The 12,260-nt window shown below is 47.7% G+C and carries 12 protein-coding genes and 4 pseudogenes; 4 read left to right on the plus strand and 12 right to left on the minus strand.

Annotation, left to right across the window (positions count from 1 at the left end):
* The coding region (locus ACTQ3R_RS15670) for a hypothetical protein (RefSeq protein ID WP_441780130.1) at nt 1-283 on the plus strand (283 nt) is incomplete at its 5' end.
* A 52-nt stretch (nt 284-335) separates the two neighbouring features.
* Here the strand turns inward: ACTQ3R_RS15670 and ACTQ3R_RS15675 are convergent.
* The 3 genes from ACTQ3R_RS15675 to erm(G) all read right to left on the minus strand — a co-directional run bounded on the left by ACTQ3R_RS15675 (nt 336) and on the right by erm(G) (nt 2,077).
* Nucleotides 336-815: an MGMT family protein gene (locus ACTQ3R_RS15675; RefSeq protein WP_075704894.1), complete on the minus strand. Its 480-nt coding sequence runs from the start codon at nt 813-815 to the stop codon at nt 336-338.
* A 104-nt stretch (nt 816-919) separates the two neighbouring features.
* Nucleotides 920-1,117, minus strand: a complete 198-nt coding sequence (locus ACTQ3R_RS15680; RefSeq protein ID WP_075704895.1) for a helix-turn-helix domain-containing protein — start codon at nt 1,115-1,117, stop codon at nt 920-922.
* 225 nt (nt 1,118-1,342) lie between these two features.
* Nucleotides 1,343-2,077 carry a 23S rRNA (adenine(2058)-N(6))-methyltransferase Erm(G) gene (gene erm(G), locus ACTQ3R_RS15685; protein WP_014387027.1) on the minus strand — a complete coding sequence of 245 codons (735 nt, stop codon included), beginning with the start codon at nt 2,075-2,077 and terminating at the stop codon, nt 1,343-1,345.
* A 166-nt stretch (nt 2,078-2,243) separates the two neighbouring features.
* On the opposite strand from erm(G), the gene tnpA reads away from it, so the two are divergent.
* The 3 genes and pseudogenes from tnpA to ACTQ3R_RS15700 form a co-directional block, all read left to right on the plus strand.
* Nucleotides 2,244-2,660 carry an IS66 family insertion sequence element accessory protein TnpA gene (tnpA, locus tag ACTQ3R_RS15690; RefSeq protein WP_075704896.1) on the plus strand — a complete coding sequence of 139 codons (417 nt, stop codon included), beginning with the start codon at nt 2,244-2,246 and terminating at the stop codon, nt 2,658-2,660.
* On the plus strand, nt 2,654-3,001 hold the full coding sequence (gene tnpB / locus ACTQ3R_RS15695) for an IS66 family insertion sequence element accessory protein TnpB (protein WP_075704897.1): 348 nt from the start codon (nt 2,654-2,656) through the stop codon (nt 2,999-3,001). Before tnpA ends, tnpB begins: the two co-directional genes overlap by 7 nt.
* A 181-nt stretch (nt 3,002-3,182) precedes the next feature.
* Nucleotides 3,183-3,392 (plus strand): annotated as a pseudogene (locus ACTQ3R_RS15700) (IS66 family transposase); the annotation flags it as partial.
* Nucleotides 3,393-3,527: 135 nt separating this feature from the next.
* Here ACTQ3R_RS15700 and ACTQ3R_RS15705 read toward each other — a convergent pair.
* The 9 genes and pseudogenes from ACTQ3R_RS15705 to ACTQ3R_RS15745 all read right to left on the minus strand — a co-directional run.
* A pseudogene (locus tag ACTQ3R_RS15705) lies at nt 3,528-3,656 on the minus strand (Maff2 family protein); the annotation flags it as partial.
* A 219-nt stretch (nt 3,657-3,875) separates the two neighbouring features.
* Nucleotides 3,876-4,700: pseudogene (locus ACTQ3R_RS15710) on the minus strand (VirD4-like conjugal transfer protein, CD1115 family); the annotation flags it as partial.
* 32 nt (nt 4,701-4,732) lie between these two features.
* Nucleotides 4,733-4,903 carry a transposon-encoded TnpW family protein gene (locus tag ACTQ3R_RS15715; protein WP_441019419.1) on the minus strand — a complete coding sequence of 57 codons (171 nt, stop codon included), beginning with the start codon at nt 4,901-4,903 and terminating at the stop codon, nt 4,733-4,735.
* Nucleotides 4,904-5,045: 142 nt separating this feature from the next.
* Nucleotides 5,046-6,917 (minus strand): AAA family ATPase, encoded by a 1,872-nt coding sequence (locus tag ACTQ3R_RS15720; protein WP_441780129.1) that lies wholly within the window; start codon nt 6,915-6,917, stop codon nt 5,046-5,048.
* Entirely contained in the window at nt 6,914-8,410 is a 1,497-nt protein-coding gene (gene mobQ, locus ACTQ3R_RS15725; RefSeq protein WP_154468342.1) for a MobQ family relaxase, read from the minus strand. The genes ACTQ3R_RS15720 and mobQ overlap by 4 nt, the downstream gene beginning before the upstream one ends.
* A complete protein-coding gene (locus ACTQ3R_RS15730; RefSeq protein ID WP_154468343.1) occupies nt 8,376-8,735 on the minus strand; it encodes a DUF3847 domain-containing protein in 360 nt (119 codons plus the stop codon). Before ACTQ3R_RS15730 ends, mobQ begins: the two co-directional genes overlap by 35 nt.
* Nucleotides 8,736-9,092: 357 nt before the next feature.
* Nucleotides 9,093-9,521, minus strand: a complete 429-nt coding sequence (locus tag ACTQ3R_RS15735) for a GNAT family N-acetyltransferase (RefSeq protein ID WP_154468344.1) — start codon at nt 9,519-9,521, stop codon at nt 9,093-9,095.
* Between the two features lie 137 nt (nt 9,522-9,658).
* Nucleotides 9,659-11,524 carry a recombinase family protein gene (locus ACTQ3R_RS15740; RefSeq protein ID WP_105118872.1) on the minus strand — a complete coding sequence of 622 codons (1,866 nt, stop codon included), beginning with the start codon at nt 11,522-11,524 and terminating at the stop codon, nt 9,659-9,661.
* A gap of 60 nt (nt 11,525-11,584) precedes the next feature.
* Nucleotides 11,585-12,157 (minus strand): annotated as a pseudogene (locus ACTQ3R_RS15745) (type IV secretory system conjugative DNA transfer family protein); the annotation flags it as partial.
* Between the last annotated feature and the right edge of the window lie 103 nt (nt 12,158-12,260).

Consider the following 12,260-nt stretch of genomic DNA (forward strand, 5'->3'; position numbering starts at 1 on the left):
ACATGAACATGAAGCACTTGGAGGCGGCTCTGTACGACGCCTCTATTGCCGGCTGACTTCATTCAGCCGGAGCCTGCAAATAATTTTGCGCATAAATCTTGACGGCACCGAGATTTTGAAAATGCCAAATATCCGGGCGGGAAAATTTCTCCCCTCATTTACTACTACAACCGGCAGGGGGCAAAATGGCCGGGAGCCAGAACGGGCAACAAAAAAAGCAGCAAATCTTTTTCAGACTTACTGCTTTCGCTGGTCGCCGGTGGCGGCTGGTATTCAGTTTTGAAAGTTTAGGGCTGGCTGGTATGACGATAACGCGTTTAGCAAATAAAAACTTCTCATCTCAAATCAAAAAGAATACTTTCATAGTCCTTTACAAAATACTTTATATTTGTGCGTCCTTTCTGAATAATTGTGTGGCCTTCCGCTTCCAACTTTTCCTTTTGTGCCTCTACACCGCCGGGATATTTTGCGTTCAATTCCCCGTTTGCCTTTAAGGTTCGCCAATACGGGGTTTCATCTTCAGAACGCTGGTAACTCGCCCATGCTGCAATAGATACAAAAATCCCGGCTGTAATAGGCTCTGTGAAATCCGCTCCATTCAGTTTAGCAAAATATTCACGGATTTTTCCGACAGTGATTACTTTGCCATAAGGAATTAGTTTCATCACTTTATCATATTCGATTGGTGGGGCAAAATACATTCTGCTTCCGCCATATTTCTCAATGCTTTTCTGGTCGGTAATAATCTGAAATTTAGGCATATCCTTGCTATCATGTAGCATGGCATTAAAATCTTTTTTATCTTCATTCGCCATCTCTCAACACCTCCTGCCTTAATTATAGTGGAGCAGATTATTCCATGCAATGAGACGGTTTGAAAATCAGCTTGATTTTTTTCTTGTCTGACATTGGATATAACTCAACGGTCAAAGCGAAATTTGAACAGCGCGGCAATGAGCCGCTGCTTCACATAGTCCTCCACCTCGGAGTTGACCTGTCCGTTTATTTTGGAGAAGTAGCGGATATATCCGGCGTAGTGGGAAAGAACCGTGTCGATTGCGTCCGGGTCGCCCTCATGGGCTTTAACGATTGTTTCATAGGGGAGAAGTTTACTCATGGTCGTTTCCCTCCATGAGCTGGCTGGAGAGGACAGAATGAATGTCATTTGAGTACGTCCGTTCTCGGAAACATATCCACTTCGCTTTTGGCACTATCGGTATACGGGAACATATCCAATCTCTCTCTGGAATGTATACCATACTTTTAAAAGGCAGAATAGCATTTTAACTTATGCTACCCTACCTATAACTAAACATTTACAGTTGCATGTGGCCTATTGTTTTTAGCCGTTAAATATTTTATAACTATTAAATAGCGATACAAATTGTTCGAAACTAATATTGTTTATATCATATATTCTCGCATGTTTTAAAGCTTTATTAAATTGATTTTTTGTAAACAGTTTTTCATACTCTTTGTTAACCCATTTCATTACAAAAGTTTCATATTTTTTTCTCTCTTTAAATGCCATTTTTGCTGGCTTTCTTTTTAATACAATTAATGCGCTATCCACTTTAGGTTTTGGATGGAAATAATACCTAGGAATTTTTGCTAATATAGAAATATCTACCTCTGCCATTAACAGCAATGCTAGTGATCTGTTTGTATCTAATAACCTTTTAGCAAAACCATATTCCACTATTAAATAACTTATTGTGGCTGAACTTTCAAAAACAATTTTTCGAATTATATTTGTGCTTATGTTGTAAGGTATGCTGCCAAATATTTTATATGGATTGTGGCTAGGAAATGTAAATTTCAGTATATCATCATTTACTATTTGATAGTTAGGATAATTTAAGAGCTTATTACGAGTTACCTCACATAATTTAGAATCAATTTCTATCGCCGTAACAAAATTACATCTCTTTACCAATTCAGCAGTAAAATGACCTTTCCCTGCACCTATTTCAAAGATGTTATCTTTTTCATCTAAACTTATGCAATTCATTATTTTTTCTATGTGATATTTTGAAGTAATAAAATTTTGACTATCTTTTATATTTACTTTGTTCATTATAACCTCTCCTTAAAGGTAAGCGCCTAATATAAGGGTATCTGTTCGCTTGGTCATATATTTGCCATAATAGTAGTAATCACATATGCCAGCATTTTACTCTATGATCCGGCGCTAGGATCTAGCAGTAAGCAAGCATTTTACTACAATTATGGAGGTTACATTTATGCAGACAGAAAGACGAACTGCCGATGAGCAATACCGGCTCATCATGGAATGTCGCAGCAGCGGACTAAGCGATTTTCAGTGGTGCAACGAGCACGGGATCAAACCCGGTACATTCTACAACTGGGTCAAGCGGCTTCGCAAAAAATCCTGCTATGATATTCCGCCGGCAACAGGCCGGGGAGGCTATAAGCCTTCGGAACAACAGGATGTTGTCAAACTTGAAATCGTTGACCAGCCTGTTCTGCACGAAGAGACACCACAGCTTTTAAGCGTGCTTCCGGATCATACGGATACAAACTGTATGGAAGCAACTGCTGAGATCAAACTCGGCTCCGCCCTGATCAGGATTTCAAATGATATAGATCCGGCACTTTTAGCACAGATCATCCGGTCTGTGGGAGGTGCATCATGCTAGGCGACATTACAGCTGCAACAGATATTTATATCATTTGTGGCTACACCGATATGAGAAAATCAATCGATGGTCTGTGCGCCATCATCAGAGACCAGCTTCACTTTGAACCGGAGCATACCACCGCGCTCTACCTTTTCTGCGGCAGACGCAATGACAGGATAAAGGCACTCCTTCATGAGAATGACGGTTTTGTGCTTTTATATAAACGCCTCGATCATAACACCGGAAAATACCGGTGGCCACGTAACCGTGACGAGGTGAAAACCATTACATGGAGGCAGTTTGACTGGCTCATGTCCGGTCTTGAGATCGAGCAGCCAAAGGCAATAAAAAGTGCCTGAAACGCTTGATTTTTCTAGGCTTTTGCACCTGTTTATGGTACAATAGAAGTATCAAAAAACGGAGCAGAAGACCATGCCTTCAGGAGTAAAAGATATCCAGCTCTTAGAGCTTAAGGATACAATCTCACAACTGAATAAAACAATCAGCACTCAGAACGAACTCATAAGTTCATTGCAGAAGATGCTGGAAGAACGCAATGCGAAGGACAGTGAAAAAGACCTTCTGATCGCGAATCTCCAGTCTCAGCTTGCGTATCTTAAGAACAAGGTCTTTGGCTCAACCAGTGAAATACGCCATGACCAGCTGGACGGACAGCTGAATCTGTTCGGTACACCCGTCGGTGATGAAAAGCCTGCGGAAGTGATCGAACCGGAAGTGATCAGCGTCAAGGGGTATACCAAAGAGCGGAAACCCAAGGCAACCTATGATGACAAGTATAACTCTGTGCGCTCCATTTGTAAACATTTTTTTACGGATATAGTAGGACTGTCTATCAAATTTTTCTGTGTTTCTTTACGACACATGAGCATTCGCGCCGGGGTTGTCGTTGCCGTAACCTTCCAGCAGGTTGATGACGCCCCAGATACCGAGACCAGCGCCGAGGGCGATAACGAGGGTCTGAAGAACGGTGATTGCCTGTTCAAAAAATGCCATATAGTTTGTTAGCCGGAATCTGATTAAAAAATAGGTTTGTCATGTTTCATAGGCATACAAAAGCCGGAACAATCTGCCACCCGGTTTCCGGGGGCATGATTCCGGCTGTCCTCCTTTTTCATTATTTTTTCTTGCGATTGTCCGCTTTGTACGCCAATGGCCCCAAAAGGGCAGTTGCGGCGAATAGATAAGATCACTCCCTTCTAAAGCGGAACGAAATTAAGCACCCTGAGTATCTACTTCGTACACGTCGCAGACCTCATTGGGCTTGAGTTTCAGCCGGGTGGACAGGAACGCTTCAATGTCAAAAGTGTTCTTGTCGCTTGCGTCGGCTGTGTATTTGAAATTGGGGTGCTTGGTAATGTCGTACTTATCCGAAAGGAAAGGCCGCACACCGCGCAGCTGAAGGATGCACTTGCCGCCGTCCATAACGGCCAGTTCATCCTGGCTCATCAGCTCTTTGCCGAGCTTTTGGTAGTTGAGAGAGTGGGAGATTTCCCGCCCACGGTTCTCACCGGTGTTGTAGGTGTCGATGGTTTCCTTGCCCAGCACGGCAGCCAGCTCTTTGAGGGTAGTCGGCTCTTTACCGCCCAGGAAAATGGAGGTATCCATATTGCCGATGATGGTATCGGCATTGTCCTTGTAGATGGCTTTCAGTTGGCTTTGCGCCTGCAAGACCAGACAGGCGGAGATCTCACGGCTTCGGATGGTAGCCACCAGCTTTTCCAGTTTGGGAATCTGGCCGATGTTGGCGCACTCGTCGATAAGGCAGCGCACATGGATCGGTAGCCGCCCGCCGTACACATCGTCGGCTTTTTCGCAGAGCAGGTTGAATAACTGGGTGTAGCACATGGAAATGAGAAAGTTAAAACTGTCATCCGTATCGCTCATAATAAGGAACAGGGCAGTTTTCCGATCTCCCAGCGTATCCAGCTCCAGCTCATCGTAGGAAGTGACCTCCCTCAGCTCCGCAATATCGAACACAGCAAGGCGCGCACCGCAGCTAATCAGTATGCTTTTAGCTGTTTTGCCAGAAACGAATTGTCAAGGACTTTTTAATCAAGTTTACAAAGAAGTCACATTCTGCGGACTTCTTCACGGAGCAGACGCTTGATTTTGTCCTCCATCGTCTCTTTGGCGGTCTCGCTGAAATGGACCCGGACGATATAGGTGGTCTTGCCGATCTGCTTTCTGACAGTCGGGCAAGGGCTGTTGTTGGTGGTGCTGAGGGTTGCGGTATTGTTCATTCAAAATCCTCCTGTAAATGAAAAATGCCCGGTGACTATTCATCATCGGGCGGTATCGGTATGAGGGAAGAAGGCAAGGCGGCAACATTAAGGTATCTATAAAACCCTTGCCGTCTTTGCCACGCTTGCCGTGTTCCTGTTGTCAGTCTCGGAGATAGCAGACCCATGCTGTGCCGTCTTTCTCGGTCACAAGCCTGTCCCCGATACGGCTCTTTGCCGTTCTCATGGTGCGTGACGAAATCCCACGCTCATTGACCGCTTTCTCAAGTTCTGCACTCGGCATACGCTTTCCGTCCGCAAGCAGTTCCAGAATAAGCATTTGCGCCTGTGCGGTCTTGCTCTCGGTCTTGGCGGTGTCCGTCCCGGCAAGAAGCTCGTCAGCGGTAATGTCATAAGCTCCTATCCACTCAAAGCCTTTCTCATCTCCCAGAGAAAAAGCAAGAGACTGTCCGGGCGGCGCAAGGGAGCTTTTCTCATGGATAAGCACCCTCGTTGTGGGGCTGTCCTTCAGCTTGCCGATAAAGAGCAGACTGCGGACTGCCGCCGTAATGTCGATAGACCCCAATCCTCGGTAGGTGCTTTGTGTTCCTGCGGCTTTGTTCAGGTGTCCTATCAGCACGATAGCGCACCCAGTAGCCTGTGCAATGTCTCCCAGACTGCGGAATATCGGGCGCACCTCGTTAGCCCTGTTCATGTCAACATCTGCCCCAAGAAACGCCTGTACCGGGTCAATGATAACCAGCCTTGCGTTGTTCTCACGGATTGCCCTTGCTATGCGTTCATCGGCAAGGGTCAGTGGTGTGTCCCTGTCGTCAATGACAAGCACTCTTTCAAGGTCTGCGTCCGCTTCAATCAGTCGGGGCTTCACGGTATCACCCAGACCGTCCTCGGCGGTCTGGTAGATGATATTGAAAGGGTCAATGGTCTCCATGCCGGGCAAAGGCTTTCGGTTGGTGCAAGCCGCCGCAAGGCGCATGGCAAAGTAGGTCTTGCCCTCGCCGGGGTTGCCCTGTATGATGGTCAGCTTTCCAAAGGGGATATACGGAAACCATAGCCAATCCACGCTCGTCAGCTCCACATCAGCCATGCGGAGCATTGGGACAGGCTGGGCGGTGGGCAGCTCTCGCAGCGTGATTGTCTCGGCTATGAATTTGCGGCTCGGAATGTCCCCTTGCTGACGGAGAACATCGTTCCAGTCTTTCCTTGCCGGGACAAGGCGAATGACGGCGATCTCGCTGGGAATGTCCTGCGCCAGTCGAGTGCAGGCTTCACTTCCTGCGGTGTCGCTGTCAAGGCAGAGGAACACTTTTCGGGTGTCCCTGCGGTCAGAAAGGAAACGGTCAAGGGCTTTGCCCGAAACGCCGCCCAGGGCAAGATAGCTCCTTGTCTGCCAGTCCTGCGGATAAAGGCAGATAAAGGACAAAAGGTCTATCGGTGCTTCAAAGACAAAGAGCTGGTTGCTGTTGCCCTCGTAACGGAACGGATAGGATTTATCGGAGCCGGTAATGTCCTGTCTGAATGGGTCTGCCGTTCCTCGCACATGGGCGTATCTCGGCGTGCCGCTTCGGTCTCTGCCGACAAACACAACATTGTGCCGCTTTGCGTCCTCGTAAATATCCCCGGAAAGAAGAAAAGCCTCAACAAGCGTTTTGTTGAGACCTCGGCTTTCGCAAAGATATTGAATTGCTCTGTCGGCTGTTCGGTTGTGTAGCGGCAAGTGAAACTCTGTGGGCGGTGCTGTGGTAGCTTCGGTCTGTCCCTCGCCGTTTTCGCCTGTCAACATCTGGACGGCTTCGGGAAAGGACTTGCCGTAAAACTCCATGACAAAATCAATGGGATAGCCGCCCTTGCTCTGGCTGTGGCGAAACCACTTGTTTCCTCGGACGGTCAAGCTGTCATGTTCTTTCCAGCGGTATTCTCGTCCGCTTTTGATTAGTGTCTCTCCCTGTGTTCGGAGAAAATCTTCCAGACTGACGGCGTTTGCCCTGTCAATCTGTGCTTGGGTGTAATTCATCGGGATAGTTCCTCCTTTTTGTGTCGTGTTTGGGGTCGATTTTGGAGCTTTTCTTGCTCTGTGTGCTCGTTAAATCGGGCGGCAGTATCTACACATGACTTGACCTTCCAAAGGCGGTGCAAATCGTCTCTGACGGTCTTAAACTCGCCGTAGGTGATGTCATGTGCCTGTTCCAGAGCGTCATACTCTGCGGACAGCTTTTTCATATCCACCTTGCCGTCCGGGAACTCCCCGGTCAGCTTTCGTCTGGCGGCGTAGAACTGTTTCAGTTCCGCTTCATGCTCTGCCTTGTACTTGGCTCTGGGCTTCTCAAACTTGATTTTCTGCAAGCCGTCATAGACTGGCTTCAAGCTCTGGAAAGTAGCGGAGCTGTCAGAGAGCTGCTTAATTGCTTTCATTCGTGCGGTCTGCCCGTCCAGCGTTTTCTTCAAGCTTTCTGTGGTGGAGCTGTGTTCATTGACACGGCTTTCCAAATCTTCAAGGGTGTAAATGCCGTTTGCCCGGAGATAATTGAAAGTCTCATTCATCTCCTTTAGGTTGCTGATTTTGCCTTTCTGGGAATATGCCCCGGCTTTGCGCTGGGTGTAGTAGGCGTTCAGCAGAGAAACAAGGTCGGGTGCCTGCGGCTTGGCAAGTTCCGCTTTTGCTTCGGCAATCCAATCGAACAGGAGAGAGATTTTCTTCTTGATATCCCGGATAACAGCATTAGTGGCTTTTATCCAACGGTTGAACTCGCCCTTTTCGGTGCGTATGCCTTTCTTCTCCATTGCCCGGACGGTTGCGCCCTCATGGACGGTGGGAAGCAAATCCACGCCCTGACGCTCATAGCTTCGGTGGTCGATACGAACATCAAGCCCTTTCTCCGCAAACTTGGCGTTGCATAGTTCAGCCCATGTCTGACGCCAATGTTCCAGCGTTTCGGGACTGCCCCAGTCGGTAGTGGGAACAGCGTTGAACACAAAGTTCCCGTCTGCTCCCCGGATACGGTTGCCGTCCTCGTCCAGCTCGTACACTCGGTGTTGCTTTATCCCCCATTTGCCGTTCTGCTCGATGGGACGGATAGGGCAAAGCACATGAAAATGCGGATTGGGTATGCCGCCGTCCTCACGGTCTGGCTGGTGTACGGCAAAGTCAACCACCATGCCCCGGCTCACAAAGTTCTCTAACAAAAATTGCCTTGCAAGAGCGATGTTTTCCTCAAGGGAGAACTCATTCTGCAAGGCAATGTCAAAGCTGTATGCAAGCTGGGCGTTCTTTCCACACTCGGCTTTTTCCACGGCGTTCCATAGCGTCTGACGGTCTGCGTATTCGGGCGGTGCATAGGATGGCAGGAGAATGTCAGAACAGATCACGCCGCCCTTTCGGGTGTAGTCGCTGTACTCGCCATAATACTCGCTATACAAACGCTCTCCGGCTCGATAAGCGGCAGAAGCAATAGCGGACTGTCCTGCGCTTCGTTTAGTCTGCGTGACGCTCAGATGAAATAGTGCCATCGGCTTTCAACTCCTTTTCTCTGTTCGCTTGGCTGATGTGGGTAATCGCCATGTGTCGGACGGCTCGCCGGACTTCGGGCAGAGAAAAGATGTGTTCCATCAGCTCGGTCATTTCGGTGCGTGTGAGATCCTTGACCTCCGGGGCAAGGCTCTCAATCGTGCCGCCCAGATTGCAAAGACGATGGGTGCGCTTTTGTCTCTCGCCTTTCTCCAGATACTTCTTTCTGTTCTCCAGACGCTCCAGCTTGTGCTGTTCCTGTGCAAGCTGCGTCTCGGCTCGTTCCTTGTCGGCTCGGAGCTGTTCGAGGGTTTTCGGTTTTGCCATTTTGTTTGACCTCCTTTTTTGAAAATGGGGATAAAAAAAGACCGTCAACTTTTCGCAGATTGCGACCAGTCAACGGTCAGTTTTTCGGTATTCAGTTTTTCAAACTTGCTGGCGGCGAACGGTTTGTCAAAACCGTTTGCGGACGGCAAGTCCACAGGGGATAGCCGCTTTAGCGGCGCAAGGGGGTGTAGCCACCTTGACGGAACGAAGTGACGCAACATTCTCGGTCATGCAGTTTTCTTCTGCTGACGGAGAGTGAAGCTCCGCAGGACGCACGATACTTCCGACAGGAGAGTATAGAAGTGCGCCCTTTAGTTCCTAAAGGGTTTTTCGACAGCCCGATAAATTGGAATTTGACTATCTCTTAACTCGTTTTGATAAATGAAGTTCATTATCATCTACATAACCAAGTTTATTATATACAGTTTGTGCAACAAGATTTTCTTGTCCTGTTAGAAGTTCATATTTGTCAAGTGGATAATTCTTACTACAATAAGCCTCTGCAAAAGTAATCATCTCACTCGCTAAGCCTCTTTTTCTGTATGCTGGTTTAACATACACTTCTGTAATTTCAGGCATATATTCATCATAGCAGAACGATTTTTTAAGCTGAACACAAACAAATCCAACTAACATATCATCTTCATCAGCAACGATAACAACTTCCTGTTTATTATTCATAAGGGAATTTCTAATATTGTCTATGCTTGTGTCGCTCTCACCATTAAATTCAACATTTAAGATGTTTAATTGCTCTGCATCATTTACTGTTGCAATTCTTACCATAATTACACCTCATCAAATTCTTATTTGTCTCGCTCTTTCGACAAATAAAGTATATCACAAAAATGTGAAAAATTCTACCAATGGCGCAAAGAAACGCCCGAACAGTCTAAAAACCTTTCGGGCGTTCCTCTCTGTATTCAGATAACGGCTTTCATCGGCTCTTTTTGCGGTAAACTGCTGACAGGGATGAACACGCCCTTTGCAATGTCCTCCGCACGAATGGCGGCTTTCTTTGCGTCCATTTCTGCCTTTTTCCTCTCCTTGATTTTGTCCTCGTATTGCTTCTGCGCTCCGCTGGCTTTGCGCTTCAAGTAATTTTGATGAAGTCTGTCCTTGCGTTCCTCACGCTTGCGGATTTCCTCTAATTCCTCCTGTGTAAGTTCCACTTCGCCAAATGCCGGGGGAACAAATCGCCCGACAAAATTGAAGTAAATCTCGACCTCCTGCGTGGTCTGTATACTGCCTTTGCGGTCACGCTCATGCACAAGAATTTTCTCGATAAACTCATTGAGCATGGCAATGGTCAGCTTGTCGAAGTTCTCGTATTTGTCAATCAGAGCGATAAAACGGTCAGCGTCCTTTTCGTGCTTCTCGTAGCTCTTGATAGCCTTTTCCAGAGCAGAAATTTCAACGGTAAGCTCGGACTGTTCCTTTTCGTATTGAGCGTCCAGAGTGGCGTATCTGCTGTCGGACAGCTTTCCTAAAATGTTGTCCTCATAGATTTTACAGAGCAGGACTTCCAGCTCGGACACTCTCTGCTTGGCGGTGGCAAGGCGTGTCCGCTGTTTCCTGACCTCTGCCGTCTGCTGGTTTGACTGCGCTTCCTGTACCACTCGGACAAACTCGGCTCGGTCATGCTTGGCATACTCGGCAATGGCTTTGAGCATATCGGAGACAAGGGACAGTACCACATCTTCATTGATACGGTGCTGTGTCTTGCAGATCGTTCCGACTGGGACTTTGGTGTACTGTGAACAGGTATATTGAGAAATGCGTTTGCCGTTGTTGGTGCGGTGGACATACATCTTGCCGCCGCAATCGGCACAATAAAGCAAACCTGTGAGGGGTGCAACCTCGCCCCAGCCGTCCGGGTAGCGTCTGACCTTGCTGCGGATTTTCTGCACAAGGTCAAAGGTCTGCTGGTCAATGATGGCTTCATGAGTATTCTCGAAAATTGTCCATTCGTCCTCCGGGACATAATGGCTTTTCTTGTCTTTGAAGTGCTTGCGGGTCTTGAAGTTGATGGTGTGTCCCAGATACTCCCGCTTTTCCAGAATATTTACGATGGTGGAGGAACCCCAGCCGTACATATCTTTGAAAGTCTTGTTCTTGTTCACGCCCTCGCCATGCTGTGCAAGGTAAGCGGACGGAATGAGGACTTTATCTTCTTTCAGCCGGTTTGCGATCTGATACGGACCGTAGCCCTCAATCGTCATGGCAAAAATACGCTTCACAACCTCGGCGGCTTCGGGGTCAACCAACCATTGGTCTCTGGCTTCGTTCCAGAGGTAGCCGTAAATGACCGTCCCCGTGAGGTGCTTGCCTGTCTTGCCTTTGGATTGAAAAGTGGAACGGATTTTACGGCTGGTGTCTCTGGCGTAATACTCATTCATGATGTTGCGGAAAGGGGTGAAATCATCATCCCCTCTGGCGCTGTCCACGCCGTCATTGATGGCGATAAGGCGCACACCACGCTGTCGCAGGATTTCCATAATCTGACCGACTTTCAGATAGTCACGCCCCAGACGGCTCATGTCCTTGATACAGAGGTATTCCACATTCCCGGCTTCAACCTCTTTCATCATGGCTAAAAATCCGGGGCGGTCAAAACAAGTGCCGCTGATACCATCATCCGTAAAGTGGACAGGATTCGGAAAGTCATGCTGGGCGGCGTAGTCCTCCAACAGCTTCTTTTGGTTGGAGATAGAATTGCTCTCGCCCTGTAAATCATCATCACGGCTCAAACGCTCGTAAAGAACAGTAATTTTCTCGTTTCTTCTCATTGCTTGCGCTCCTTTCTACGACTTTAGGTTATGTGTTCTAAGAGACTTCCCAACCACTTGATTAAGAAGTCTTTTAGAGCATACAACACCGGCGGCCAGCTTGTATTTTTTATATTGGCGGACGGCAAAATGATTAGGCTTTTCTGCTTCCAGTGCATCAAACATCAGGTCCACCGGGTTCTTGAACTCCTCGTCGTCCTCCCGGACTTCCATGGCGTTGATGAACTCAATGAGGGTGGAGAAGTTCTGTTCCTCCACCGGAGCCTCATAATGGATATACCCGATGAGGGCGCAGTACAAAAGCGTTTCCGCCTTGACCCAGAAATCATCTCCAGCCTTGCCTTCTCCCTTGGTATTCGCTATTAAAGTCGTAACCAGCTTCAAAATGTCCTTTTCGCTGTGCAGATAGGCAAAAGGATTGTAGTGCATGGACTTTTTGAAGTTGATGGTATTGAGAACCTTAATACGATAAGGCTCATAGACCACTTTGCCATTTTTGTCCTTTACGGTCTCATAGACCGGATTGCCATGCCGGTCCTTTACCGGCTGATGATCCTTGCCCAGCTTGGGACGCATTTTCGGTGTACCGCGCTGGAGCATTTTGCCGCACTCCACCAAAATCGTACCTTTCGGAAGCATTTCGTCAAGACAGAATGTGCATTTATTTGAAAATTCTTTGTGACCGCTGGAAAAGCCTGTGGCGATAGGACTTTTCAAGTGTTTCATGCTCCGTTTC

It is taken from the genome of Lawsonibacter sp. LCP25S3_E2, from assembly GCF_052117285.1.
Classification (GTDB): Bacteria; Bacillota; Clostridia; order Oscillospirales; family Oscillospiraceae; genus Lawsonibacter.

Bases quoted from the DNA above. Each gene is read 5' to 3' on its own strand.
- ACTQ3R_RS15675 (WP_075704894.1), bottom strand. From the start codon at position 815: ATGGCGAATGAAGATAAAAAAGATTTTAATGCCATGCTACATGATAGC.
- ACTQ3R_RS15680 (WP_075704895.1), bottom strand. From the start codon at position 1,117: ATGAGTAAACTTCTCCCCTATGAAACAATCGTTAAAGCCCATGAGGGC.
- tnpA (WP_075704896.1), top strand. From the start codon at position 2,244: ATGCAGACAGAAAGACGAACTGCCGATGAGCAATACCGGCTCATCATG.
- tnpB (WP_075704897.1), top strand. From the start codon at position 2,654: ATGCTAGGCGACATTACAGCTGCAACAGATATTTATATCATTTGTGGC.
- ACTQ3R_RS15715 (WP_441019419.1), bottom strand. From the start codon at position 4,903: ATGAACAATACCGCAACCCTCAGCACCACCAACAACAGCCCTTGCCCG.
- ACTQ3R_RS15720 (WP_441780129.1), bottom strand. From the start codon at position 6,917: ATGAATTACACCCAAGCACAGATTGACAGGGCAAACGCCGTCAGTCTG.
- mobQ (WP_154468342.1), bottom strand. From the start codon at position 8,410: ATGGCACTATTTCATCTGAGCGTCACGCAGACTAAACGAAGCGCAGGA.
- ACTQ3R_RS15730 (WP_154468343.1), bottom strand. From the start codon at position 8,735: ATGGCAAAACCGAAAACCCTCGAACAGCTCCGAGCCGACAAGGAACGA.
- ACTQ3R_RS15735 (WP_154468344.1), bottom strand. From the start codon at position 9,521: ATGGTAAGAATTGCAACAGTAAATGATGCAGAGCAATTAAACATCTTA.
- ACTQ3R_RS15740 (WP_105118872.1), bottom strand. From the start codon at position 11,524: ATGAGAAGAAACGAGAAAATTACTGTTCTTTACGAGCGTTTGAGCCGT.